Annotated in this window: 23 protein-coding genes; 6 read left to right on the top strand and 17 right to left on the bottom strand. The window is 72.5% G+C overall.

Translation table 11 applies throughout. From position 1 onward, the window contains the following. Nucleotides 1–6: 6 nt before the first annotated feature. Nucleotides 7–519, bottom strand: a complete 513-nt coding sequence (locus IRQ30_RS11895; RefSeq protein WP_193613058.1) for a hypothetical protein — start codon at nucleotides 517–519, stop codon at nucleotides 7–9. 91 nt (nucleotides 520–610) lie between these two features. Here IRQ30_RS11895 and IRQ30_RS11890 point away from each other — a divergent pair, with 91 nt between their 5' ends. After that, the gene (locus IRQ30_RS11890; RefSeq protein WP_193613057.1) at nucleotides 611–1,237 is read left to right on the top strand and encodes a hypothetical protein; all 627 of its coding nucleotides are present in this window, start codon (nucleotides 611–613) and stop codon (nucleotides 1,235–1,237) included. Between the two features lie 12 nt (nucleotides 1,238–1,249). Here the strand turns inward: IRQ30_RS11890 and IRQ30_RS11885 are convergent, their stop codons facing one another. After that, complete coding sequence (locus tag IRQ30_RS11885) at nucleotides 1,250–3,187, bottom strand: M13 family metallopeptidase (RefSeq protein ID WP_338089677.1); 1,938 nt, start codon at nucleotides 3,185–3,187, stop codon at nucleotides 1,250–1,252. A 65-nt stretch (nucleotides 3,188–3,252) separates the two neighbouring features. Between IRQ30_RS11885 and IRQ30_RS11880 the strand changes: the two genes are divergently transcribed. Continuing rightward, nucleotides 3,253–3,549, top strand: a complete 297-nt coding sequence (locus tag IRQ30_RS11880) for a putative quinol monooxygenase (RefSeq protein WP_193610098.1) — start codon at nucleotides 3,253–3,255, stop codon at nucleotides 3,547–3,549. A gap of 80 nt (nucleotides 3,550–3,629) precedes the next feature. Here IRQ30_RS11880 and IRQ30_RS11875 read toward each other — a convergent pair whose 3' ends face one another. The 10 genes from IRQ30_RS11875 to IRQ30_RS11830 all read right to left on the bottom strand — a co-directional run bounded on the left by IRQ30_RS11875 (nucleotide 3,630) and on the right by IRQ30_RS11830 (nucleotide 14,580). Further along, nucleotides 3,630–4,448, bottom strand: coding sequence for a 2-phosphosulfolactate phosphatase (locus tag IRQ30_RS11875; RefSeq protein ID WP_193613056.1), 819 nt, complete (start codon nucleotides 4,446–4,448; stop codon nucleotides 3,630–3,632). Continuing rightward, complete coding sequence (locus IRQ30_RS11870; RefSeq protein ID WP_193613055.1) at nucleotides 4,441–5,406, bottom strand: NADPH:quinone oxidoreductase family protein; 966 nt, start codon at nucleotides 5,404–5,406, stop codon at nucleotides 4,441–4,443. Before IRQ30_RS11870 ends, IRQ30_RS11875 begins: the two co-directional genes overlap by 8 nt. A 185-nt stretch (nucleotides 5,407–5,591) precedes the next feature. Then, nucleotides 5,592–6,203, bottom strand: coding sequence for a DedA family protein (locus IRQ30_RS11865; RefSeq protein ID WP_338089676.1), 612 nt, complete (start codon nucleotides 6,201–6,203; stop codon nucleotides 5,592–5,594). Nucleotides 6,204–6,286: 83 nt separating this feature from the next. Next, a complete protein-coding gene (locus tag IRQ30_RS11860) occupies nucleotides 6,287–7,495 on the bottom strand; it encodes a M15 family metallopeptidase (protein WP_193613054.1) in 1,209 nt (402 codons plus the stop codon). Between the two features lie 46 nt (nucleotides 7,496–7,541). Next, nucleotides 7,542–8,939, bottom strand: coding sequence for a DHA2 family efflux MFS transporter permease subunit (locus tag IRQ30_RS11855; protein ID WP_193613053.1), 1,398 nt, complete (start codon nucleotides 8,937–8,939; stop codon nucleotides 7,542–7,544). Between the two features lie 60 nt (nucleotides 8,940–8,999). Further along, on the bottom strand, nucleotides 9,000–9,575 hold the full coding sequence (locus IRQ30_RS11850; protein ID WP_338089675.1) for a TetR/AcrR family transcriptional regulator: 576 nt from the start codon (nucleotides 9,573–9,575) through the stop codon (nucleotides 9,000–9,002). Nucleotides 9,576–9,592: 17 nt separating this feature from the next. Further along, nucleotides 9,593–11,047, bottom strand: coding sequence for a fatty acid desaturase (locus IRQ30_RS24200; protein ID WP_193613052.1), 1,455 nt, complete (start codon nucleotides 11,045–11,047; stop codon nucleotides 9,593–9,595). 75 nt (nucleotides 11,048–11,122) lie between these two features. Then, nucleotides 11,123–12,751 carry a vWA domain-containing protein gene (locus IRQ30_RS11840; RefSeq protein WP_193613051.1) on the bottom strand — a complete coding sequence of 543 codons (1,629 nt, stop codon included), beginning with the start codon at nucleotides 12,749–12,751 and terminating at the stop codon, nucleotides 11,123–11,125. 51 nt (nucleotides 12,752–12,802) lie between these two features. Beyond that, a complete protein-coding gene (locus IRQ30_RS11835) occupies nucleotides 12,803–13,567 on the bottom strand; it encodes an ABC transporter permease (RefSeq protein WP_193610091.1) in 765 nt (254 codons plus the stop codon). Then, the gene (locus IRQ30_RS11830; RefSeq protein ID WP_193613050.1) at nucleotides 13,564–14,580 is read right to left on the bottom strand and encodes an ATP-binding cassette domain-containing protein; all 1,017 of its coding nucleotides are present in this window, start codon (nucleotides 14,578–14,580) and stop codon (nucleotides 13,564–13,566) included. The genes IRQ30_RS11835 and IRQ30_RS11830 overlap by 4 nt, the downstream gene beginning before the upstream one ends. Nucleotides 14,581–14,779: 199 nt before the next feature. Between IRQ30_RS11830 and IRQ30_RS11825 the strand changes: the two genes are divergently transcribed. Next, nucleotides 14,780–15,415 carry a hypothetical protein gene (locus tag IRQ30_RS11825; RefSeq protein ID WP_193610089.1) on the top strand — a complete coding sequence of 212 codons (636 nt, stop codon included), beginning with the start codon at nucleotides 14,780–14,782 and terminating at the stop codon, nucleotides 15,413–15,415. Nucleotides 15,416–15,419: 4 nt separating this feature from the next. Here the strand turns inward: IRQ30_RS11825 and IRQ30_RS11820 are convergent, their stop codons facing one another. Beyond that, nucleotides 15,420–16,769, bottom strand: a complete 1,350-nt coding sequence (locus tag IRQ30_RS11820) for an NAD-dependent malic enzyme (RefSeq protein WP_227467491.1) — start codon at nucleotides 16,767–16,769, stop codon at nucleotides 15,420–15,422. A 227-nt stretch (nucleotides 16,770–16,996) separates the two neighbouring features. Here IRQ30_RS11820 and IRQ30_RS11815 point away from each other — a divergent pair, with 227 nt between their 5' ends. Both IRQ30_RS11815 and IRQ30_RS11810 read left to right on the top strand, forming a co-directional pair. Continuing rightward, nucleotides 16,997–17,581, top strand: a complete 585-nt coding sequence (locus IRQ30_RS11815; RefSeq protein ID WP_227467474.1) for a TetR/AcrR family transcriptional regulator — start codon at nucleotides 16,997–16,999, stop codon at nucleotides 17,579–17,581. Nucleotides 17,582–17,640: 59 nt separating this feature from the next. Then, complete coding sequence (locus IRQ30_RS11810; RefSeq protein ID WP_193613047.1) at nucleotides 17,641–19,965, top strand: MMPL family transporter; 2,325 nt, start codon at nucleotides 17,641–17,643, stop codon at nucleotides 19,963–19,965. A 186-nt stretch (nucleotides 19,966–20,151) separates the two neighbouring features. Here the strand turns inward: IRQ30_RS11810 and IRQ30_RS11805 are convergent, their stop codons facing one another. Genes IRQ30_RS11805 through IRQ30_RS11790 form a run of 4 tightly spaced genes read right to left on the bottom strand, consistent with a single transcriptional unit; the run spans nucleotide 20,152 to nucleotide 22,390 of the window. Next, nucleotides 20,152–20,619, bottom strand: a complete 468-nt coding sequence (locus tag IRQ30_RS11805) for an SRPBCC family protein (protein ID WP_193613046.1) — start codon at nucleotides 20,617–20,619, stop codon at nucleotides 20,152–20,154. Then, nucleotides 20,619–21,101: a glutathione peroxidase gene (locus IRQ30_RS11800; protein ID WP_193613045.1), complete on the bottom strand. Its 483-nt coding sequence runs from the start codon at nucleotides 21,099–21,101 to the stop codon at nucleotides 20,619–20,621. The genes IRQ30_RS11805 and IRQ30_RS11800 overlap by 1 nt, the downstream gene beginning before the upstream one ends. A gap of 27 nt (nucleotides 21,102–21,128) precedes the next feature. Next, nucleotides 21,129–21,776, bottom strand: a complete 648-nt coding sequence (locus tag IRQ30_RS11795; protein WP_193613044.1) for a hypothetical protein — start codon at nucleotides 21,774–21,776, stop codon at nucleotides 21,129–21,131. Beyond that, a complete protein-coding gene (locus IRQ30_RS11790) occupies nucleotides 21,773–22,390 on the bottom strand; it encodes a nitroreductase family protein (RefSeq protein ID WP_193613043.1) in 618 nt (205 codons plus the stop codon). The genes IRQ30_RS11795 and IRQ30_RS11790 overlap by 4 nt, the downstream gene beginning before the upstream one ends. A gap of 110 nt (nucleotides 22,391–22,500) precedes the next feature. On the opposite strand from IRQ30_RS11790, the gene IRQ30_RS11785 reads away from it, so the two are divergent. Then, a complete protein-coding gene (locus tag IRQ30_RS11785; protein ID WP_193613042.1) occupies nucleotides 22,501–23,232 on the top strand; it encodes an SDR family NAD(P)-dependent oxidoreductase in 732 nt (243 codons plus the stop codon). Nucleotide 23,233 lies beyond the last annotated feature (1 nt).

Raw genomic sequence — 23,233 nt, 5'->3', positions numbered from 1 at the left:
GGACGGTCAGGCCGCCGGGCCCTGCGCGCGTACGTCGTCGACGTGCGTGATCGCGTCGCGCAGCTCGGCGAGCCAGTCGCCCTCGTGCTGGCCGACCAGCCGCACGCACCACGCCAGGGCCTCCGAGCGCGAGCGGGCGACGCCGGACTCGACCAGCGTGTCGAGGACCCGGCGCTGCGGCTGGCGCAGCCGCGTCATGACCGGCGCGGACACGTGCGTCCACAGCTCCTCGCGCTCGCCGACGCGCACGCCCCAGGACACCTTGCGCTCGAAGCGGTGCTCCGCCTCGCGGGCGATCGCCATCCGCGCCTCGCGCGTCTCCTCGCGGAAGGCCTTGGCCCGGCCTGCGCGCGCCTCGGCCTGCTCGACCTCCGACTCGCCCGCGGCGACGTCGGCGATGGTCAGGACCACCGTGACCTCCTCGCGGTCGACGGCCACCTCGGGCGCCTGCTCCTGCCACTGCTCGGGCAGCCGGCCGGTGAACCAGCCGCGCACCCGCTCCGTCGTCTCGTTGCTCATGCTTACATGATTACACACTTACAAAAGGCCGTGTCGGTGCCGGAAGGAATCCCGAAGGCAACCCGAAGCCCCGCCTCCTAGCGTGCGCGCCATGACCTCCTCGCCCCGCTCGTCGACCAGCTCCTCGACCGACCGCCGCCCGCGGCCCCGTGCCCGCCTCCGTCCCACCCTGCCCACCGGACTCACGCTGGCCGTCGCGGCCGGGGCGCTGGTGCTGACCGCGACGGGAGGTGCCGTCGCCGGCACGCTCATCACCGGCGCCCAGGTCAAGAACGGCACGCTCACGTCCGCCGACGTCAAGGACCGGAGCCTGCGCACCGCCGACCTGGCGCCGAAGGCGGTCGCCCGGCTGCGGGGGAAGCAGGGCCCGAAGGGACAGGCGGGTGCCCCCGGGACGGCCCGCGGCTACGCGCACATCGTGGGCGCCAACGTCAGCCGCCAGTCGGGAGGGATCACGGTGACCAACCCGTTCGTCGGCACGTACTGCGTCACGGTCCCGGGCGTGGATCCCAACACGGGCCCCGCGGTGGTCTCGCTCGACTATGCGCACTCCTCGACCAGCACCGAGCCCAACGCTCCCCAGGGAGCGGTCGAGGTGGCGACGCTCGCCTGCCCGAACGGCACCTTCGGCGTACGGACCTTCATCCGCACCTTCCCCGACGCCAACACGACGGTCCTCCAGAACGCCAACCAGGGCTTCACGATCCTCGTCCCCTGAGGGGACGACGGGTCACCAGATGCGCACGCGCTCCGCGGGGTCGATCCACAGGCCGTCGCCCTCGCGGGTCTCGAAGACCTCGTGGAACTCGTCGAGGTTGCGCACGATGTTGGCGCGGAACTCCGGCGGGCTGTGGGGGTCGATGGTGAGGTACTGGCGCTCCTGCTCGGTGCGCCGCTTGGTCCGCCACACGTAGGCCCAGTTGAGGAACAGCGAGCGCCGGTCCTCGACCGAGGCGTCGCCGCCCTCGGAGATCACGAACGCCTTGTGGCCGATGGTGAGGCCGCCGAGGTCGCCGATGTTCTCGCCGACGGTCAGCGAGCCGTTGACCTTCTCGCCGGCCAGGGCGCGCGGCTCGAACGCGTCGTACTGCGCGACCAGCGCCGTCGACTTCACCTCGAACGCCGCCTTGTCGTCGGCGGTCCACCAGTCGTTGAGGTTGCCGGAGCCGTCGTACTGGGCGCCCTGGTCGTCGAAGCCGTGGCCGATCTCGTGGCCGATGACCGCGCCGATGCCGCCGTAGTTCTCGGCCGGGTGGGCGTCCGGGGAGAAGAACGGCTTCTGCAGGATGCCGGCCGGGAAGCAGATCTCGTTGGTGCCGGGGTTGTAGTAGGCGTTGACCGTCTGCGGCAGCATGAACCACTCGTCGAGGTCGACCGGCGAGCCGATCTTCGCCAGCTGGCGGTCGGTCTCGAACGCCGACGCGGCCGCGACGTTGCCGAGCAGGTCGCCGGCGCTGATGCTCAGCGCGGAGTAGTCGCGGAACTTCTCGGGGTACCCGATCTTGGGCCGGAAGGTGCCGAGCTTGTCGTAGGCCCGCTGCTTGGTCTCCTCGGTCATCCAGTCGAGCGTGGAGATCGAGTCGCGGTAGGCGGCCAGGAGGTTGGCGACCAGGTCGTCCATCAGCTCCTTGGACCGCGGCGGGAAGTGGCGGGCGACGTACTCCTTGCCGACGGCCTCGCCGAGCGCGCCCTCGACCAGCGCGACGCCGCGCTTCCAGCGGGCGCGCAGCTCGGGGGTGCCGTTGAGGGTGCGGCCGTAGAAGTCGAAGTTGGTCTCGACGAAGTCGTCGGTGAGGTACGGCGCCGCGGAGCGCAGGACGTGCGCCAGCAGCCAGGCCTTCCAGTCCTCGAGCGGCACGGAGTCCAGGACGGTGGAGAGGTGGGCGAAGTACGACGGCTGTCGCACGCACACCTCGGCGATCGTCTCGTCGCTGCCGCCGAGGTTGGTGACGTAGGCGTCCCAGTCGAAGGCCGGGCACAGCTCCTTGAGCTCGGCGGCCGTCATCAGGTTGTAGGTCTTCTGCACGTCGCGGGTCTCGGCGCGCTCCCAGTGGCCCGCGGCCAGCTGGGTGTCCAGCTCGAGGATGGTGGCCGCCGCGGCGGAGGCGTCCTCGTGGCCGCCCAGCTCCAGCAGGCGCGTGAGGTAGCCGACGTACGCCTCGCGCTGCTCGGCGAACTTGTCGTCGCGGTAGTAGGACTCGTCGGGCAGCCCGAGCCCCCCCTGCGTCAGGTGGAAGAGGTAGCGGTCGGACTTGCGGTCGTCGGTGTCGACGTAGGAGCCGAAGACGCCGTGGCCGCCGAGGCGCTCGAACTCCCCGAGGAACGCCGCCAGGTCGCGCACGTCGCGCAGCGCGGCGACGGCGTCGATCAGCGGGCGGACCGGGCGGGTGCCCAGCTTGTCGATCGCCGCGGTGTCCATGAAGGAGGCGAACAGGTCGCCGATCTTGCGGGCGTCCTCGTCGCGGGGCTCGCCGGCGGCGAGGTCCTCGATGATCGTGCGGACGTGGTCCTCGGCGGCGTCGGCCAGCTGGACGAACGGGCCCCAACTGGACCGGTCCGAGGGGATCTCCACCTCGTCGAGCCAGCGGCCGTTGACGTGGCCGAAGAGGTCGTCCTGGGGGCGGATGTCGGGGTTCATGCCGTCACGGGCGTCATCGAGGATGCTCACACCCCGACACTAACCGTCTCGCGGAAGCGGGGGTGAGGGCGCCGGGCGGCTGCTAGACATGCGCCATGACTGATGTCCTGCGTGTCGTCGCGACCATCCCGATCACTCCCGAGGGCGTCGCCGCCGCCGGACCCGCCCTCGCCGAGCTCGCGGCGGCGTCGTCGCAGGAGGACGGCTGCGTCTCCTACGTCGCCTACGAGTCGTCCTCCACGCCCGGCACCTTCGTCACGATCGAGGAGTGGCGCAGCGAGGACGACATGACCGCCCACATGTCCACCCCCCACGTCGCGAAGGCGTTCGAGGTGCTCGGTCCGGTGCTCGCCGGCGAGCTCGCGATCCATACGTTGGCGCCGCTGGGGTGAGCGGTCCAGTTTCGCCGGTCGACCGGCGAAACTGGACGTTGACCGACGAAACTCCGGGCGGGAGGCTCCAGTTTCGTACGTCAGGGTCGCCGGTGGCCGGCGTCGCGGAAGGCGCCGTCGGCGCCGAGCACCGGGACCACGTCGCTGACGTCGAGCTCGGCTGCCATGGCCACGTCGTCGGCGAAGCCCGCCACCGACAGCTCGCGACCGCTCGCGCAGTCGGCGACGGACTGCGTCAGCGTCGCCTGCACCGCCCGGAACGCGTCGCGTGCGAACGCCGCCTCGGCGCCCACCCCGGTCACCGCCTGCCCGGTGGCTCCGAGCGCGTCCAGCGCGGCCAGCACCGCACCCGCGCCCCACAGGTCCTCGACCGCGGGACGCAGCGAGTCGTCGGGCCACCGCTCCCCCGCCGGTACGACGGCGAGCACCGCCCCGTCGGCGACCCGGGGCGCCAGCCAGCGGGCGACGGCGGCGCGGTTGCGCAGGCTGGCGCCGACGACCGTGGCACCCGAGGCGGCCAGCGCCGCGCTGATGGTCGAGCCGTTGGGCGAGGGGAGGACGATGCGCTCCACGCCCTCGACGCGGCTCATCGCGGCGGGCGAGAGGCTGACGGCGGCCACCCCAGCCGACGGCTGCTCCAAGCGGCCGACCGCCAGCACCGCGTCGAGCGCCGCCGCGTGCTGCGCAGCGCGCTCGTCGCGCCACGCGAAGGGGTGCACGGCCATCCCGCGCTCGACGGCGACGGTCAGCGTCGTCGTGAACGACAGCACGTCGACCACCACGGCGAGGTCAGCGCCGGCGGCGACCGCCGCGCCACCGGTCGGGCCCCACTCCAGCCGTACGGCGTGCGCCTGCTGGCCGTGCGCGGCGGCGTGGGCGGCGGCCCTCGGGTCAGTCACGGACCCGGACGACGCCCTTGCCCAGCGTCCGGCGCTCGTCGAGGTCGGTGAGGGCCAGGCCGAAGTCCTCGAAGTCGTAGACCTTGCCGACGGGCGGCTTGACGACGCCGCTCTCCATCATCGGCAGCAGGGCCGCCCACTGGTCCTGCATGTAGCCGGGCCGCATCATCGCGTAGGCGCCCCAGCCGACGCCCCGGACGTCCACGTTGTTGAGCAGCAGCCGGTTGACCTTGACCTGCGGGATGCCCTGGCCCGAGGCGAACCCCACGACCAGCAGCCGTCCCTGGGTCGCGAGCACCCGCAGGGAGTCGGTGAAGACGTCGCCGCCGACCACGTCGAGCACGACGTCGACGCCCTTGCCGTCGGTGAGCCCCAGGACGGCGTCCTTGAAGCCGTCCAGCAGCACGGCCTCGTCGGCGCCGGCGGACCGGGCGACCTCGGCCTTCTCCTCGGTGCTGACCACGGCGATCGTCCGCGCGCCGTACCCCTTCGCGACCTGGATCGTCGCCGTCCCCACACCGCCGGCGGCACCGTGGACGAGCACGGTCTCACCGGCGCGGAGGCTGCCGCGCTCGGCGAGCGCGAACTGCGCGGTGAGGTAGTTCATCGGCAGCGCCGCGCCCTCGTCGAGGCTGAGCGAGTCCGGCAGCGCGAAGGTGAACATCGCCGGCACCGCCGCCAGCTCGCCGGCGCCGCCGTAGGCGCCGACCGCCGCGACCCGCTGGCCAGGCTCGAAGCCCGGGCCGCTCACGACCGTGCCGGCCACGTCGACGCCGAGGGTGAACGGCGTCTCGGGCTTGAGCTGGTACTCGCCGCGGCTCAGCAGCAGGTCCGGGAACGACGTCCCGACCCGGTGCACCTCGATCAGCACGTCGTCGGGGCCGGGCGTGGGGTCGGGGACCTCGCGGATCACGACGTCGGCGGGTCCGGTGGTGGTCACGACCTGGGCTGCGCGCATGGGTCGGAGGCTACCCACCGGGCTGCGTGACGGCTCGAGGTGTGCGCCTCCCGAACCGATCCGCGGGATGCTGCCGGCCGGCGAAGACCATGTAACACGTCGTCGTGACCTCTTCCACGTTGATATTTCGACGTGGAAGAGGTCATGACGACGTGTTACATGCCCGCCTCACATGGCCACCGAGCTCAGACTGAGCGGTGGCGTCGCCGGAGGCGACGGACGACGAACCACACGACGAGGAGGGCGAGGAGCACGTAGACGACGTTCGAGATCTCGCCGGCGCGGGCCTCGACGACGTGCCACTGCGCGCCGAGCTCGTAGCCGGCACCGATGAGCAGGCCGTTCCAGAGCAGGCTGCCGGCGGTGGTGTAGCCGGCGAACTGCAGCAGCGGCATCCGGTTCACACCTGCGGGGATCGAGATCAGGCTGCGGACGCCGGGCACCAGCCGGCCCAGCAGCACGGCCGTGCGCCCGTGCCGGTCGAACCACTCCATCGCCCGCTCGACGTCACGCCCGTGCACCAGCGGGATCCGCTCGGCGACGGCCTCGAGCCGCTCGGCGCCGAGGCGCGCGCCGGCGTAGTAGAGGACCAGCGCTCCCACGAGCGAGCCCGCGGTGGCCCAGGCGATCGCGGCGGCCAGGCCGTAGTGGCCCTGGCTGGCGGTGTAGCCGGCCAGCGGGAGCACCGCCTCCGAGGGCACCGGCGGGAAGACCGTCTCCAGCGCGGTGGCGAACCCGACGCCCGGAGCGCCGACCGTGCGCATCAGCCCGACGAGCCAGTCGAGCAACGACGACACGGGCTCCCCTCTCGCTCCGGCGTGGGACAGGACGATAAAGGGGACACCCTAGGCAGTGCGGGGAAGCGCGGGGCTCCCGACCGTCACTCCGGCTCGACGATGCGGTTCATCTCGAAGTGCATGGGGTCGGTGTAGTTCCAGTCGCCTCCCCAGCCGAAGCCCCAGCGCTTGAAGATCGAGACCACGACGCGGTCCATCTCCCCGACGGTGCCGCGCTGGTTGCCGGGGGTGTTGAGGTCCAGCGCGAGGCCGAAGGAGTGGTTGGAGAGCGTGGTCGACCCGGCGATGAAGCGCGGGTAGTAGCAGCCGGCGTACTCGTCGGGGTTGATCTCGTCGGCCAGCCCGGCGCCCTGGATCTCCAGCAGCGCTCCGCGCAGCTGAGGCATCAGCGCCTTGTTGCAGGTGACCTTGCCGAGGATCGGCACCTGCTCGGTGCTGATGTGCGCCGCCACCCAGGCCGGGTCCGGCGCGATCCGGCCGCCGCCGATCACGGTGTAGGTGAACGTGCCGACCGCCTCCGAGACCGTGCCCACCGGCACCAGCGTCTGCACCGCCCCGGGGTCGAGGCCCTCGCGGGCGACCACGTCGGTCATCTGCGCCGCGACCCCGGCGGCCTTCTCCACCGCCGCGCGCACGGCGTACGGCGACGTGGCGCCGGTCCCGAGGAGCAGGGCGTTGCCGGGCTTCATCTCCAGCCGGTCGGCCCACTTCTCGTTGACCACGACGTCGACCAGCGGCGCCTGGTCGATGGTGGCGCCGAAGTGCACCACGGGCGCGTCGTCCTGGACGCCCAGCTTGAGGAAGCCGTCGCCGTCCACGGGCAGCCGCCTCACCAGCCGGCGGTCGACCGCGAACTCGCCGCCGGCCACCCGGTCCCAGGCCGCCTGGGTGTCCGGGGAGGCGTTGAACGTGTAGTTGCGGTACGTCGCCGGGTCGACCGCCGCGACGTTCAGCAGGCGGTTCTCGACGGGCACCTGCGAGTAGGAGAACTGCACGACCTCCTGCACGCCCTCGACCGCGCGGATCTCGGCGACCTGCTCCTCGGAGAAGGGCTCCGTGTCGATCAGCACCATGTCGGAGGAGACCAGCGGCCCGGTGCGCGGGCCGGGCGGGTCCATCGCCATCGCGGGGTCGAGGGCGGGGGCTGCGGCGGCGCTCGGGCTCGGATCGGCCTCGGCCGACGTCGAGGCGCCCCGCCCCGGCTCCGGCTCCTCGTCGGCGGAGCTGCAGGCGGGCAGCGCGCAGAGCACGACGACCAGCCCGGTCGCCACCAGCGCGCGCCTCACCCGCATGTGTCCCTCCCGCCCCGAGCGTATGCCGCTCGTCACAGCCCCGCGGTCATTCGACCAGGACGCGGTCGCGGATCGTCAGCCACGACAGCACGCCGCCGGCCGCGAGCAGCGCGGCGCACACGACCATCGCGGAGCGGTATGCGGCGTCGAAGGCGACCGGGTCGGCGTACTGCTCCCCGCCCAGCCCGACCGCCACCGGCAGCGCCGCCACCGCGAGCAGCGAGCCGGCGCGGGCCACGGCGTTGTTGACGCCGCTGGCGATGCCGGCGTGCTCGTCGGGGGCGGCGGCGAGCACGGTCGCGGTCAGCGGCGCGACCAGGAGCGCGAGGCCCAGGCCGAAGAGGGTGATGCCGGGCAGGACGTCGGTCCAGTACGACCCGTCGTCGCCGACCAGCAGGAGCAGCAGCGTGCCGCCGGCCATCACGAGCGGGCCGACGGTCATCGGGATCCGCGGGCCGATGCGGGCGCCGAGCCGGCCGCCCCGGGCCGCGAGGAACAGCATGCACAGCGTCATCGGCAGCGAGGCCAGCCCCGCCGCCAGCGCGGAGTAGCCCGCGACCGTCTGCAGCTGCAGCGTCAGGAAGAACAGCACCGCGCCCAGGGCGGCGTAGACGAGCAGCGTCATGGCGTTGGCGGCGCTGAAGGTGCGGTCGGCGAAGATCCTCAGCTGCAGCATCGGCTCGCGGCTGCGTCGCTCGACGGTGAGGAACGCCGCCACGGCCAGCACCGAGGCCACCGCGGCGTACGGCGCGAGGGCGCCGCCCCACTCGATCAGCGCGTACGTCGTGCCGCCCAGCGCGAGCGTGGCGAGCAGCGCCCCGGGCAGGTCGAAGTGCGTGGAGGCATGCGGGTCGCGGGTCTCGGGGACCCAGCGCTGCGCGATGACGACGGTGACCACCGCCAGCGGCAGGTTGATCAGGAAGATCCAGCGCCAGTGCGCGTAGTCGATCAGGACCCCGCCCACGAACGGTCCGAGCGCCGCGGCGATGCTGCCGAGGCCGGACCAGGCGCCGATGGCGGCCGGTCGGTCGTCCTGCACGAAGGCACCCTGGATCATCGCGAGGCTGCCCGGGGTGAGCAGCGCGCCGCCGACGCCCTGCAGGATGCGGGCGACGATCAGCACCTCGGGGTTGGGCGCGAGGCCGCACATCAGCGAGGCGGCCGCGAACCAGACCGTCCCGATGACGAAGACCCGCCGACGCCCGAACCGGTCGCCGAGCGACCCGCCGAGCAGGATCAGGCTGGCCAGCGAGAGCAGGTAGCCGTTGGTGACCCACTGCAGCTGGGCCAGGTTGGCGTCGAGGTCCTCACCGATCGTCTTGAGCGCGACGTTGACGACCGTGCCGTCGAGGAGCGTCAGTCCGGAGCCGAGCACGGCCGCGCCGACCACGGCCCGCCCGGTCGTCGTGCCGAGGCGTACCGACGCGGTCTCCGAAGCGCTCACGGGTGCACCCTAGGCCGTCGCGGCGACGGCCCAGGCTCGGACGGCTCAGGCTCGGACGGCTCAGGCCCGGAGCACGCGCCCCGCGATCCAGGCGATGTCGTCGGCGGTGTCGGCCGGGGAGCCGCTGGGCTGCATGACGTGGCTGAGCACCACCCGCACGACCATGTCGATGGCCGCGTCGAGGCGCTCGGCCTCCAGCGCCACGTCGTAGGGCGTGAGGCGCTCGGCGATCACCAGCTTGGCCGCGGTCAGCAGCGAGGTGGCGTGCGTGGTGAGCAGCGGCAGCAGCTCGGTGTCGGCGCCGTGCGTGGCCGAGACCACGGCGTGCAGCAGCCGGTTGTCCTGGGCCAGCCCGAGCACGCTGGTGGCCGCGGCCCGGATCGCGTCGACCAGGTCGCCGGGGTGCTCGTCGAACGCCACCGTCACGACCCCGAGGAAGCGCTCCAGCTCCCGCAGGATCATGGCCTCTGCGAGGCCGGCCTTGGAGCCGATCTCGTTGTAGACCGTCTGCCGGCTGACCCCGACCTCGTCGGCGAGGCGGGCCATCGTGACGTGGGCCCAGCCCGTCTCGGACGTGAGCCGCACCGCCGCGTCGACCACGCGGGCGCGCATGGTCTCGACGGGCGGCTGGCTCACGCCCAGAAGCGTAGACGTCAGGCGTCGGCCGAGGTCAGCGGCACGAAGTCCAGCTTGTCGCGCACCCCGCAGTCGGGGCAGCACCAGTCGTCGGGGATCTCCGACCAGGCGGTGCCGGCGGCGAAGCCCTCGAGCTCGTTGCCGGCGTCGACCTCGTAGGTGTGGCCGCAGCCCGGGCAGCGCGCGGCCACCACCTCGTCGACCGGGACGGCCGCCTCCTGCGCGGCCACCCGCTCGGCCTCGAGCCGCTCGGCCTCCACGACGGCGGCCGGGCGCGGCCAGCGCGCGAGGAGCCTGGCCTCCTGGCCGGGCTGGAGGTTGGCGCGGGTGACGTCGCCGCCGAAGTGGCCGACCACGCGGGGGTCCATGACGCGCCGCCACACCGGCGGGACGAGCGCGAGCACGATCATCCCGGCGTACCCGGTCGGCAGCACGGGAGACTCCTCGAAGTCGCGCAGGGTCTGGTAGCGCCGGGTCGGGTTGGCGTGGTGGTCGCTGTGGCGCTGCAGGTGGTAGAGCAGCACGTTGGTGGCGATGTTGTTGGAGTTCCACGAGTGCGAGGGGTCGACGCGCTCGTAGCGCTGCCGCTCCCCCACGCCGACCTTCTGGCGCAGCATCCCGTAGTGCTCCATGTAGTTGACGACCTCGAGCAGCGAGAAGCCGACGACCGCCTGGAGGACCAGGTAGGGGGCGACGCCGACGCCGAGCCAGGCGACCAGCCCGCCGAAGAGCACCGCCGACATCAGCCAGGCGTTGAGGACGTCGTTGCCCAGGCGCCACGGGTGCTGCTTGCGCCGCGCGTAGCGGCGCTTCTCGACGCGCCACGCGCTCCTCAGCGAGCCGAGGACGGTGCGCGGCCAGAAGGCGTAGAACGTCTCGCCGAGCCGGGACGAGGCCGGGTCCTCGGGCGTCGCGACGCGCACGTGGTGGCCGCGGTTGTGCTCGATGTAGAAGTGGCCGTAGAAGCTCTGCGCGAGGGCGATCTTGGAGAGCCAGCGCTCGTTGGCCTCGCGCTTGTGGCCCAGCTCGTGGGCGGTGTTGATGCCGATGCCGCCGATGCAGCCGATCGAGATGGCCAGGCCGATCTTGTCCACGACCGCCAGGTCGCCGCCGAGGCCGAGCGGGTCGCCGCGGGCGATGAGGTACATCGCGCCGACGAACCCGGCGTACTGCACCGGAAGGAAGAGGTAGGTGATCCAGCGGTAGTAGCGGTCCTTCTCCAGCGCCTCGATCGCGTCGTCGGGCGGGTTGGAGCGGTCGAGGCCGGTGACCAGGTCGATCGCCGGGACGACCACCAGGATCACCACCGGCCCGATCCAGAACCACACGCCCAGGCCGGTGGCCAGCCAGAGGCCGTAGCCGAGGAACGCCAGGCTCGGCACCACCAGGCCGATCAGCCAGAGGTAGCGCTTGCGGTCGCGCCAGTGGTCGGTGGAGCCGGCGGGGACGGTGCTGTGGGCGATCTGGTCCATGGGGCTGCCTTCCGTGCGGTTTACAGGACCGTACTGTTTGTAAACCTGCTTGACAACCCCTGCGCCTTTGTAAAGTCAGTCGGCGTCCTGCGCGGCGCGCACCAGCTCGGCGAGCTCCTCGGCCCCGTCGACCCCCTCCGTCTCCAGCACCTCAACGCGCTCCGCGAGGCTCTCGAGCGAGACCGGCCGCTCGGCGTACGGCGCGGCGCGCTTGAGCAGCTGGGCCAGGTCGGCGGCCGCCGCGGGCAGCGCGAGCGCCGGGCTCGCCTCGGCGGCCGGGTCGGCGGCGGTCAGCTCGGCGCCGGCGTCCTGGGGCTCGCCGTCGCGCGGGGAGGTCCAGCGCACGCTCGCGGTGCCGATCACGTCGCCCGGCTCGACGCCGTCGGCGAGCCGGACCTCGTAGAGCGCCGTGGCGTGGTGGCCGGCGCCGAGCTCGCCCGCGTCGACGTCCATGTCGGCGAAGTCCTCGTCGGCGATCTGCCGGTTGTCGTAGCCGACCAGGCGGTACGACGACACGAGCTCGGGGTCGAAGGCGACCTGGGTGCGGGCCTCCGCCGCGACCGGCGTCAGGGTGGTGGTCAGCGCGGTGCCGAACAGCTCCTCGGCCTCGTCGTAGGAGTCGACGTAGGAGTAGAAGCCGTCGCCGAGGTCGGCGAGCTGCTCCATCAGGTGGTCGTTGTAGTTGCCCATCCCGTAGCCGACCGTCACCAGGCTGATCCCGTCGCGGCCCTCCTCGGCGATCCGCTCGGTGATCGACCCCGGGCCGGTCGCGCCGACGTTGGCGACGCCGTCGGAGCAGAGCACGACCAGGTTGAGCCCCTCGGGGTCGAAGTGCTTGCGCGCCTGCTCGTAGCCCAGGGTCAGGCCGGCCTCGAGGTTGGTGCTGCCGCCGGGCTTCAGCCCCTCGACGGCCTCGAGGATCGTCTCGGTGTCGCGGACCGGGGTCGGCGGGAGAAGCGGCTCGGCCTGGTCCTCGAACGACACGACCGCGACCGTGTCGTCGTCGCGCAGGCGGTCGGCCAGCAGCGCCAGCGACGACTGCACGAGCCCGAGCCGCTCGCGGATGTCCATGCTCCCGGAGCGGTCGACGACCAGGGTGACGTGGACGGGCGGCCGCTCGGCGGCGGTCACCTCCCGCGCCGCCACCCCGACCCGCACCAGCTGGGTGCCGTCCTCGAGGCTCGGCGCCATCCCGGACTCGCTGGTCACCGCGAGGTCGGCGCCCGCGGGGGCCTCGTCGGCGACCGGCAGCGCGTTGACCCACTCCTCGACCCGGATCGACTCGGCGGGCGGGCGGAGTCCCTGCTCGAGCAGCGTCCGCGCGACGCCGTACGAGCCGGTGTCGACGTCCAGCGCGAACGTCGACCGCGCGTCCTCCCGCGGGTCCACGAAGCCGCTCGTGCCCTCGTCGACGAACGTGTTGTCCTCCAGGGGGCCGGGGATCCTCAGCGGGTCCGTGCCACCGCCCTCCGACAACGACCTCGCGCTCCCGGGCGCTGACTGCGGCTGGGACTGGGAGTAGTTCATCGCGCCGCTGTCGCCGGCGCCGACCTCGTAGTCCTCGACGTACGACGCGGTGTCGATGCCGCGCGTCACGGTGCCCGGCTCCGGGCCGGGCTCCGGCTCGTGGTCCTGCGAGCAGGCGGTCAGGGTCAGGGCGAGCGAGCCGACCAGGGCGGCCACGACAGTGCGGAGGGGTGTCATGCAGGTGGGACGCGGCCACCCTCCGGACGGTTCCTGGCCGGGTCGGCGCGCTCAGGCGTCGTCGCGGCGGAAGACCGAGGTGCCCCACCAGAGCGCGACCACGAACAGCGCCGCGGCCCAGGTGGTGCCCCACAGCACGCCGCTGGTGCCGAGGTCGCCGGTGAAGGCGTCGCGGACGCCGTCGACGATCCAGCGGAACGGCATGAAGTCGCTGGTGTTCTGCAGCCAGGCGGGGCCCAGCGTCATCGGCAGCAGGATCCCGCTGAGCAGCAGCACCGGCATCATGATCATGTTGATCAGCGGCGCCATCACGTCCTCGGACTTGGTGGTCAGCGCGAGCGCGTTGGACGCCGCCGCGCACGCCCCGCCGATCAGCAGGGTGAGCACGATGCCCACGACGATGCCGCCGAACGAGCCGCGCAGCCCCATGACGTAGCCGAGGGCGACCAGGATGACGGCCTGGACGAGCAGCTGAGCGAGGTCGCGCAGGAGCCGGCCGCACAGCAGCGCCGTACGACTGGCGGGGGTGACCCGCTCGGCCTCCACGACCCCCTCGCGCCACTCGGCGATCAGGCCGAAGCCCGCGAAGAACGCCCCGAAGAGCCCGAGCTGCACGAGCAGGCCGGGCACCAGGAACGTGAACTCGTTGCCGTCGAAGCCGGGGAAGGTGCGCACGACCGGCTTGAGCAGCGGCCCGAAGAGCAGGAGGTAGAGGACCGGCTGCATGACGCCGATGAGGACCCAGGCGGGGTTGCGGAGGTTCATCCGGATCTGGCGGCGGAAGACGATGGAGGAGTCGCGGACGAAGCTGTTCATGAGGTGGCTCCTTCGAGCTCGGTCTCGGCGTCGGCCCCCGGGCCGTCGGCCGCCGACTCCGCGTCGCGCAGCGAGCGGCCGGTGAGGGTGAGGAAGACGTCGTCGAGGGTCGGGCGCGCCACCTCGATCGAGTCGAGGGAGACCGCGGCGGCCTCCAGGTCGCGCAGCAGCGAGGGGATGGCCCGGCCCGCGCGCTGCACCCGGCCGCGGACGTGGCGGTCGTCGACCTCGACCTGCGTGGCGATCGAGGCCAGCTTGTCGCGCGCCACGGCGACCTGACCGGCGTCGGCCACCTCGAGGTCGACGAGGTCGCCGGAGACCTGCGCCTTGAGGTTGTCGGCGGTGTCGCTGGCCACGATGCGGCCCTGGTCGATGATGACGATGCGGTCGCTCAGCACGTCGGCCTCGTCGAGGTAGTGGGTGGTGAGGAACACCGTGGCCCCGCGCTCGGAGCGCAGCTTGGCGATGTGCTCCCAGAGGTTGGCCCGGGCCTGCGGGTCCAGGCCGGTCGTGGGCTCGTCGAGGAAGACCAGGGTGGGGTCGTGGATCAGCCCGGCGACGATGTCGAGGCGCCGCTTCTGCCCGCCCGACATGTTCTTGGGCATGCGCTCCCACAGGCCGTCGAGCTGCAGCTGCTCGAAGAGCTCCTTGCCGCGGGTCTCGACCTGGGAGCGGGACAGGCCGTAGAGCATGCCGTGGTCCATCACCTCCTCGCCGGCGCGCGCGCTGCTGAAGACGCCGCCGGTCTGGGAGACGTAGCCGATGCTGCGCCGCACCTGGGTCGGCTCGCGGGCGACGTCGTAGCCGGCGACCCGGGCCGTGCCGGCGGTCGGCTTGAGCAGGGTGACCAGCATCCGCAGGGTGGTGGTCTTCCCGGCGCCGTTGGGGCCCAGGAAGCCCACCACCTCGCCCTCCGCGACGTCGAGGTCGACGCCGCTCACGGCGTGCACCGGGCGCTTCTTCCTGCCCTGCCCGGTGTGGAAGGTCTGCACGAGTCCGCGCGCTTCGATCATCGATCTGCTCCTCGGGGTCGATCTCGCAGGATAGTGGGGGCCGGGGACGGCCGGCAGGGCCCGCGAGCACGCTCAGACCGGCTCCGGGAGCGCGAGTCATCGGTCCCGCCGGGCCCGCCTGCCGGCACTGGAATCGCCGAACCGGGTGACGGCGGGCGTGTCCGGGGTCACAATGGCACGACCAGAGACGAGGTGGGTCATGGCCACGCAGCGACGGTTCGGCGCCGTACGCCGGGTCCTGCGACGCCGCACGCCGCTCGTGGTGCTGCCCCTGGTCGTGCTCCTGGCGACCTCCGGCCTGGTGGGCGCGCGGCTGCTGTTCGCCGAGCCGCAGAGCGCCGACGCGACCGCCCCGTCGTCGGTCTGCTGGGACGGCAGCGAGGTGGCCGACCTGTCCTCGTGCGCGCGGCCGAAGGGCGTGCGGGGGCTGCGCTGGGTCTTCCCGTCGTTCAGCCCGCGCGGCGACAGCTGCCAGGACGTCCGCACGGGCGAGCGCGGCTCGGGACGGCCCACGGTCTGGATGTGCGACTTCGAGATCGCCGGGTCACCGGTGACGATCACCTACAGCGAGCTCCGCTCGGTGGCCGGGGGGCGGGCGGCCTTCGACGAGGAGTACGCCGGCAGCGAGCGGTCCACGGTCGAGGCGAGCGACGGCACCCCGCTGCGCCACGAGTGGCGCCGCGAGCTGCCCGGCGGGACCGGCTACGCCGTCACCGCGATGTACGTCGGGCATCCCTACGCCGTGCAGGTGGTCGCCGAGCGCAAGGTGCTGCGCGAGGACGCCCTGGCCTCGACCGTGCGCTTCCGGGCGCCCGGGTCGCTCGGGCGGCCCTGAGCGTCTAGCGCTGGTCGCCGCCGCGGACGGCGGCCGCCACGGCCTTGGGCACGTCGGTGTCGAAGACGCTCGGGATGATGAAGCTGGAGTTGAGCTCCTCGTCGCGCACGACGTGGGCGATGGCGTCGGCGGCGCGCAGCAGCATGTCGACGGTGATCTCCGAGGCGCGTGCGTCCAGCAGTCCGCGGAAGACGCCGGGGAAGGCCAGGACGTTGTTGATCTGGTTGGGGTAGTCGGAGCGGCCGCTGGCCACGACCGCGGCGTACTTGTCGGCCTCGGCCGGGTCGACCTCGGGGTCGGGGTTGGCGAGCGCGAAGACGACGGCCTCGTCGGCCATGTCGGCGATCCACTCCGCCTTGAGCACGCCGGGGGCGCTGACGCCGATGAAGACGTCGGCGCCGGCGAGCCCCGCCCGCAGGTCGCCCGTGACCCGGCGCGGGTTGGTGCTCTCGGCCAGGCGCTGCTTGGCCGGGGAGAGGCCGGTCATGCCGGCGGCCAGGCAGCCCTCGCGGTCCCAGACCACGACGTCGCTGACGCCGGCCGCGAGCAGCAGGGTCACGATCGCGCTGCCGGCGGCGCCGGCGCCCGAGACGACGATGCGGGCCGAGGCGAGGTCCTTGCGCACCACGCGCAGCGCGTTGGTGAGCGCGGCGAGCACGACGATCGCCGTACCGTGCTGGTCGTCGTGGAAGACCGGGATGTCCAGGCTGTCGCGCAGGCGGCGCTCGATCTCGAAGCAGCGCGGCGCCGCGATGTCCTCGAGGTTGATGCCGCCGAAGCCGGGCGCGATCATCTCGACCGCGCGCACGATCTCGTCGGTGTCCTGGGTGTCCAGGCAGATCGGCCAGGCGTCGATGTCGGCGAAGCGCTTGAACAGCGCGGCCTTGCCCTCCATCACCGGCAGCGCGGCGCCGGGGCCGATGTTGCCCAGGCCGAGCACCGCCGAGCCGTCGGTGACGACGGCGACGGTGTTGCCCTTGGAGGTCAGGCGCCACACGTCCTCGGGGTGGTCGGCGATCGCCTTGCTGACGCGCCCCACTCCCGGGGTGTAGGCCATGGAGAGGTCGTCGCGGTTGCGCAGCGGCACCTTCGAGGACACCTCGATCTTGCCGCCGAGGTGGAGCAGGAAGGTCCGGTCGCTGACCTTGTAGACCTCGACGCCGTCGACCGCGTCGACGGCGGCCTCGAGCTCCTTGGCGTGGTCGGCGTCGCCTGCCGAGCAGGTGACGTCGAGGACCAGGCGCGTGCCGGTCGACTCCGCGACGTCGATCGCGGTCACGATCCCGCCCGCCTGCGCGATCGCTGTGGCGACCTGGCCGACGACCCCGTGGTCGGGCGCCGTGTGCAGGCGCATGGTGATCGAGTACGACGACGTGGTGGCGGAGTGTCTGGACACCTCGCCACCTTCGCCCCCCGCGCGGGTTACCGGCAAGTCACCGACGTCCCTCGGCGACCACAACGACCACCACCGACGGCGCCGGCGGGCCCCGAGGTGAGGGAATCGTCCCCACGGGGGGCTGAAGGCGAGTGACGGGCGACACATTTGTGCACTTTTCCCGAAAGAGTGCAAGAATGCACTCCATGGAAGAAAGTGCAACGCTCCGGGAGAGGCGCCGGCTCGAGACCGAGCACCGGATCACGGCGTGCGCGCAGCGGCTCACCGACGAGCGCGGGCTCGACGGCTTCACGATGGACGAGCTCGCCGAGGACGCCGAGGTGTCGCGCCGGACGCTGTTCAACTACTTCCCCAGCAAGATCGACGCCGTCCTCGGCAACCCGCCGGAGGTGCCGCCGGACGTCCTGGCGACGTTCTACGCCGGCGGCCCGCACGGACACCTGGTCGACGACCTCGGCGAGCTCGCCCTGGTCCTGCTCAGCTCCAAGGTGCTCGACCGCGAGGAGATGCAGCGCGGTCGCCGCATCGTCGTCACCACGCCGCGCCTCATCGTGGCGGCCCACGAGCGCTTCGAGGCGCTCGCCGGGGAGTTCGTCGAGATGATCCTGACCCGCGAGGGCCCGGACTTCGGCGCCGAGCGCGCCCGCCTGCTCGTCCAGCTGTTCGTCGCGCTCTTCGACGGCTGCCTGCCCACCCAGGAGGGCGACGACCGACCGCTGGCCGACGTCTTCCTGCACCAGCTGCGCCTCGCGCGCGAGCTGCTCGTCTGACCGCCGTACTCCCTGACCAGCCCGACCAGCCCTTCCCCACCGCAACCAGGAGTTCCCCCATGGCCACCGTGCTCTACCGCCTCGGCAAGACGGCCTTCCGCCGCTGGCCGCTGTTCCTGACGGGCTGGATCATCGCCGTGCTCGCCGTCGGCGCCTTCTCGGCGACGATGTCCAAGCCGATGACCGACTCGTTCTCGATCCCCGGCATCCCCTCGGAGAAGGCCGGCGACCTGCAGGCCGAGCTCTTCCCCGACGCCGTGGACGCCTTCGACCAGGCCTCGGTGAAGGTCGTCGTCGCGGCCCCGGAGGGCAGCACGCTGTCCGACCCCGAGTACGCCGACCGCGTCGACGCCCTGATCCAGGACCTCTCGCGACTGCCGCAGATGCCCGACGCCCCGCTCGCCGGGCCCGTCCAGGCCGCTCAGGCGCAGGAGGACCAGCTGGTCAAGGCCGCGACCGACGCCGGGGGCTCGGTCGACGAGGCGAGGGCGAACGCCGCCGCGCTGTCCCCGCTGAGCGAGGACGGCCGGGTCGGCACCATCGCCTGGGACTTCGACGTGGACTCCGTCGCCGACGTGAAGCCCTCCACCATCGAGGCGCTCATGGACGCGATGGACGACGCCCGCGGCGACGGCTTCACCGTCGAGGCCAACGGCTCCGGCACCACCGGCATGACCGAGCTCAGCGGCACCTCCGAGCTGATCGGCATCGGCGTCGCCCTGATCGTGCTCATCCTGACCTTCGGCTCGCTCGTGGCCGCCGGCCTGCCCATCCTCACCGCGCTGATCGGCGTGGGCCTGGGGATCATGGGCGTCACGGCGATGACCGCGTTCACCGACATCGGCTCGACCACGCCCATGCTCGCCACGATGATCGGGTTGGCGGTCGGCATCGACTACGCGTTGTTCATCCTGGCGCGCTACCGCAGCGAGCTGCACCACACCGACGACCGCGAGGAGGCGGTCGGGATCGCGGTCGGCACGGCCGGGTCGGCCGTCGTCTTCGCCGGCCTCACCGTGATCATCGCGCTGTCCGCGCTGCTCGTCGTACGGATCCCGTTCCTCGCCAGCATGGGCCTGGCCGCCGCGGCCACCGTGTTCATCTCGGTGCTCGTCGCGCTCACCCTGCTGCCGGCGCTGCTCGGCATGACCAAGTCCAAGGCGTTCGGCGGCCGGGTGCGTCACTACCGCCCCAAGCGCGACGAGGACGGCCTGATCCTCAACAACGGCGTCCGCTGGGCCCGCACGATCGCCCGCGCCCCGATCGCCGTCGTGCTGCTCGTGGTCGTCGGCCTCGGCGTGCTCGCGCTGCCCCTGCAGAGCCTGCACCTCGCCTTCCCGAGCGACAGCACGGCCGCCTCCGACACCACGCAGCGCAAGGCCTCCGACCTGGTCGCCGACGCGTTCGGCCCCGGTCGCGACGCGCCGATGCTCGCGGTCGTCGACGCCCGCGACGTACCCGAGGCCGACCGCGGCGCGGCGTTCGGCGAGGTGGCCGCCTGGGCTGCTGGCCTCGACAACGTCAAGAACGCCCAGGTCGTGGGACAGAACGAGCAGGGTACGGGCGCCACGGTGCTGATCACCCCGGAGACCGGGCCCGAGGACACCGCCACCGAGGACCTGCTGACCGACCTGCGCGACGGGCAGAGCGGCATCGAGGAGCAGACCGGGGCGACGACCGGCGTCACCGGCCTGACCGCGATCACGACCGACGTGTCCGAGCGCCTCAGCGGCGCGCTGCCGGTCTACCTCGCGGTCGTCGTCGGCCTGGCGTTCCTGCTGCTGATGGTCGTCTTCCGATCGATCCTGGTGCCGCTCACGGCCACCCTGGGCTTCCTGCTCTCGGTGCTCGCGACGCTGGGCGTGACGGTCGCGGTCTTCCAGGAGGGCACGTTCGGCCTGGTCGAGGGTCAGCCGATCGTCAGCTTCATGCCGATCTTCCTGATCGGGCTCGTGTTCGGTCTCGCGATGGACTACCAGGTCTTCCTGGTGACCCGGATGCGCGAGGCGCACGTGCACGGCATGTCGACCCGTGAGGCGGTCGTCGACGGCTTCCGCAACAGCGCCCGCGTGGTCGCGGCGGCCGGCGTCATCATGATCTCGGTGTTCGCGGCGTTCATCCTGATCGACGAGCCCATCATCAAGTCGATGGGCTTCGCGCTCGCCGTGGCGGTGTTCTTCGACGCCTTCATCGTGCGGATGACGCTGATCCCGGCGCTGATGTACCTGCTCGGCGAGAAGGCCTGGTGGCTGCCGGCCTGGCTCGACCGCCTGCTGCCCAACGTCGACGTCGAGGGCGAGAAGCTGGTCCGCCCGCACCTGAGCGGCGCCAGTCTCGAGGACGAGCTCGACAGCCTCGACAGCGGCCGGTCCGCGACCGTCTGACCGCGGCGGTTCTGGGCCTGCCGGCCACCTTCTGGGGCGCTTCGACGGCCCAGAAGGTGGCCGGTACCAGCAGATGTGGGTACCGGCCGCACAGCAGGTTTTTCAGCAGATGCTGATAAGCCAGCGCTTCTGGGCCGAACTCACGCCCAGAAGCGCCGGTCTTTCAGCAGATGCTGAAAAACCTGCTCACCCCGCGGCGAGGTGGTCCAGCAGGTTCTTTGCGAAGCGGTCGCCCATGGTGGCCATGACGCCCTTCATGGCGGAGCGGACGGCGGGGCCGGCGGCGCGGGGCAGCGGCAGGCTGATGCAGACCTCGAGGCTGGTCTCGAGGCGGGTGCCGCCGTCGACGTCGCGCAGGTCGTACCAGCCGGTGACGCCGGCGCGCTCCTTCACGCTCGCGGGCGGGTCGTGCTCGAACTCGATGCGCTCCTGGTCCTTGAGCGTCATCCGCTCGGTGAACGTCGGGGAGAAGCCGATGCCCATCACCTCGAGGCCGCTCATCGACCAGACCCAGTGCTCGCCGGAGGCCTCGATCCGCTTCACGAACGGCGTCATCCGGCCGACCAGCGCCGGGTCGACGAGGGCGTCCCAGATGCGCGCGCGCTCGTGGGGTACGACGGCCTCGGCCTTGGTGGTCGCCGAGAAGACGGCCATCAGGAGGCCAGCGCCTTCTCGATGTCGCCGCTGATCTTCTCGGGCGCCGTGGTCGGCGAGTAGCGCCCGATGACCTTGCCGTCCTTGCCGACGAGGAACTTGGTGAAGTTCCACTTGATCTTGCTGCCGAGCAGGCCGCCCTTCTCCGAGCGCAGCCACTCGAACACCGGGTGCGCGTCGGCACCGTTGACGTCGACCTTGCTGAAGAGCGGGAAGGTGACGCCGAAGTTGCGCTCGCAGAAGCCGGCGATCTCGTCGTCCTCGCCCGGCTCCTGGTGGCCGAACTGGTCGCACGGGAAGCCCAGGACCGCGAAGCCCTGCTCGCCGTACTGGTCGTGGAGGCGCTGCAGGCCCTGGTACTGCGGCGTGAACCCGCACTGCGAGGCGGTGTTGACGACCAGCACGACCTGGCCGGCGTAGTCCGCGAGGTCGACATCGCGTCCGTCGATGCCCGTGGCGGAGAAGTCCTGGAGTGCGCTCATGCTGCCCAGTGTCCCCCGGCGTCCACGTCAGCCGACGAGGTGTCCGGAGACGCGCGCCGGCTGCTGGTGGCCCACCGGGTTGTGATGCCCCTCCAGCAGCACCGTCACCTCGCGGCCGTCGACGTCGAGCACGATCCGGTCCGCCTCGATCGAGACCACCTCGCCCTCCACGACGTAGTGCCCGTCCTCCCGCCGCTCCAGCAGCGCGCCGGGGCGGCAGCGCTCCACGTCGCCGTCGGCGACCAGCACCAGCGCGTGCCCGCCGCGTCCTCGCGTGCGCCACATCAGCAGCGCCACCGCGAGCAGCAGCGCGTCGACGAGCAGCACGATGACCAGGCCGACGCGGCTGGTGACCTGGCCGCTCACGGTGTACGCCGACGGCTGGTCGCGCAGCACGCGCACGTCGACGCGCTCCTGCGCCACCGCCTCGTCGTACGTCGCCTCGTCGACCTGGGCGACCCAGAGCGGCTCCTCCGGGTCGATCTCGGTGGGCATCTGGAACTCCACGAGGTATCCGTCGCCGTCGGGCAGCCGCCGGGTGTCGGTCACCGACGCGGTGACGTCGACGCCGTCGCGGTCGACCCGCCAGCTCGTCCAGGTGCTGTGGGCCACCGGGAGGTTGACCAGCAGCGCGACCAGCCCGACGAGCAGCAGCGACTTGCCGCGGCGGCTCACGGCGCCTGCCAGGGCTCGCCCCAGGCGGGACCCCAGACGAACTCGTCGAGCTCGCGGCGGCGGCGCACCTTCTGCTCGCGGCCGCGGTCGCGCTCGGGGACGTCCTCGGGGTTGCCGCGCACGCCCACCGCGATCCCGGTCATCACCTCGAACCACGCCGGCACGCCGAACGCCGCGTGCACCGCCTCGCGGTCGAAGCCCGCGAACTGGTGGGCGTGCAGCCCCATCGAGCGCGCCTGCAGCGTCAGGTGGGCGGCCGCCTGGCCGAGGTCGTGGAACGCGTGGCCCGGGCTGGCCCCGCCCTCGCCGTCGGGGTCGGGGGCGACCTGCACGGCCGTCACCAGGACGACGCTCGCCCGCGGCACCCAGCCGGCGTTGCCACGGCTCAGGTGCGGCACCAGCAGGTCGTGGCTCGCCGACCCGCGCTCGGCGACGACGAACGCCCACGGCTGGCTGTTGCCCCAGCTCGGCGCCCACTGCGCCGCGTGCAGCAGCGTCTCGAGGTCCTCGGGGTCCAGGCGGTGGGTGTCGTCGAAGATGCTCGGGCTCCAGCGCGAGCGCAGCGGCTCGGCCAGCGACTCGGCGCCCGGCATCGGCGCGTGCGGCTGCTCCATCGCGCCAGTATCGCCGGGCCCCGGCGACGGCCGATGACAGGTCCGGATCCCGCGAGAGCGCCCGCCGCGGCGCGGGCACGCTGGCATGACACCCCCTCGAAGGAGACCCCATGTCACGCACCGTCCTGGTCACCGGGAGCACCCGCGGCCTCGGCCTGGCCACCGCCCGCCGCTTCGCCCGAGCCGGCGACCACGTCGTCCTCAGCGGCCGGAGCGAGGCGGCCCTCGGACGGGCCGTGGACCTGCTCCGCCGCGAGGGGCTGGAGGTCTCCGGGGTGGGCCTGGACGTCGACTCCGAGGTCAGCGTGCGCTGCGCGGCGCAGGAGCTGTCACGGCGTCACGACCGCCTCGACGTCCTGGTCAACAACGCCGGCATCCTGCCCGAGGCCACCTCCACCGGCGCGGCCTTCGCGGAGCCGTCGGTCCTGGCCCGGACGCTGCACACCAACGTGGTCGGCGCCGCCGCGGTCATCGAGGCGTTCCTGCCGCTCGTGCTGCGCAGCGCCGACGGTCGGGTCGTCAACGTCTCCAGCACGATGGGCTCGCTCACCGACCACGCCGACCCGTCCTCGCCGTACGCCGCCACGGCCGTGCCGGCCTACCGCGCGTCGAAGGCCGCCCTCAACAGCCTCACGGTCTCGCTGGCGCGCCGGCTGGAGGGGACGTCGGTCGTCGTCACCGCGGTCTGCCCGGGGTTCGTCCAGACGGACCTGACGCCCATGAGCCGCGACCTCGCGCCACTCACGGCCGACGAGGCCGCCGAGGTGGTGTGGCGCGCCGGCTCGGCGACCGAGCGGCCGGCCGGGAGGTTCGTCGACGCGGCCGGCGTCGTGCCCTGGTGAG

The organism is Nocardioides lijunqiniae (assembly GCF_015024225.1).
Classification (GTDB): Bacteria; Actinomycetota; Actinomycetes; order Propionibacteriales; family Nocardioidaceae; genus Nocardioides; species Nocardioides lijunqiniae.
Note: the sequence above shows the minus strand (reverse complement) of the source record. Positions and strands in the feature narration are given on the sequence as shown.

What these genes read in the sequence shown, in the direction of transcription:
- IRQ30_RS11880 (WP_193610098.1), top strand. Translation starts at nt 3,253, where the DNA reads ATGACTGATGTCCTGCGTGTCGTCGCGACCATCCCGATCACTCCCGAG.
- IRQ30_RS11805 (WP_193613046.1), bottom strand. Translation starts at nt 20,619, where the DNA reads ATGGCCGTCTTCTCGGCGACCACCAAGGCCGAGGCCGTCGTACCCCAC.
- IRQ30_RS11830 (WP_193613050.1), bottom strand. Translation starts at nt 14,580, where the DNA reads ATGATCGAAGCGCGCGGACTCGTGCAGACCTTCCACACCGGGCAGGGC.
- IRQ30_RS11860 (WP_193613054.1), bottom strand. Translation starts at nt 7,495, where the DNA reads ATGCGGGTGAGGCGCGCGCTGGTGGCGACCGGGCTGGTCGTCGTGCTC.
- IRQ30_RS11840 (WP_193613051.1), bottom strand. Translation starts at nt 12,751, where the DNA reads ATGACACCCCTCCGCACTGTCGTGGCCGCCCTGGTCGGCTCGCTCGCC.
- IRQ30_RS11835 (WP_193610091.1), bottom strand. Translation starts at nt 13,567, where the DNA reads ATGAACAGCTTCGTCCGCGACTCCTCCATCGTCTTCCGCCGCCAGATC.
- IRQ30_RS11825 (WP_193610089.1), top strand. Translation starts at nt 14,780, where the DNA reads ATGGCCACGCAGCGACGGTTCGGCGCCGTACGCCGGGTCCTGCGACGC.
- IRQ30_RS11810 (WP_193613047.1), top strand. Translation starts at nt 17,641, where the DNA reads ATGGCCACCGTGCTCTACCGCCTCGGCAAGACGGCCTTCCGCCGCTGG.
- IRQ30_RS11895 (WP_193613058.1), bottom strand. Translation starts at nt 519, where the DNA reads ATGAGCAACGAGACGACGGAGCGGGTGCGCGGCTGGTTCACCGGCCGG.
- IRQ30_RS11785 (WP_193613042.1), top strand. Translation starts at nt 22,501, where the DNA reads ATGTCACGCACCGTCCTGGTCACCGGGAGCACCCGCGGCCTCGGCCTG.
- IRQ30_RS11890 (WP_193613057.1), top strand. Translation starts at nt 611, where the DNA reads ATGACCTCCTCGCCCCGCTCGTCGACCAGCTCCTCGACCGACCGCCGC.
- IRQ30_RS24200 (WP_193613052.1), bottom strand. Translation starts at nt 11,047, where the DNA reads ATGGACCAGATCGCCCACAGCACCGTCCCCGCCGGCTCCACCGACCAC.
- IRQ30_RS11790 (WP_193613043.1), bottom strand. Translation starts at nt 22,390, where the DNA reads ATGGAGCAGCCGCACGCGCCGATGCCGGGCGCCGAGTCGCTGGCCGAG.
- IRQ30_RS11815 (WP_227467474.1), top strand. Translation starts at nt 16,997, where the DNA reads ATGGAAGAAAGTGCAACGCTCCGGGAGAGGCGCCGGCTCGAGACCGAG.
- IRQ30_RS11800 (WP_193613045.1), bottom strand. Translation starts at nt 21,101, where the DNA reads ATGAGCGCACTCCAGGACTTCTCCGCCACGGGCATCGACGGACGCGAT.
- IRQ30_RS11870 (WP_193613055.1), bottom strand. Translation starts at nt 5,406, where the DNA reads ATGCGCGCAGCCCAGGTCGTGACCACCACCGGACCCGCCGACGTCGTG.
- IRQ30_RS11820 (WP_227467491.1), bottom strand. Translation starts at nt 16,769, where the DNA reads ATGCGCCTGCACACGGCGCCCGACCACGGGGTCGTCGGCCAGGTCGCC.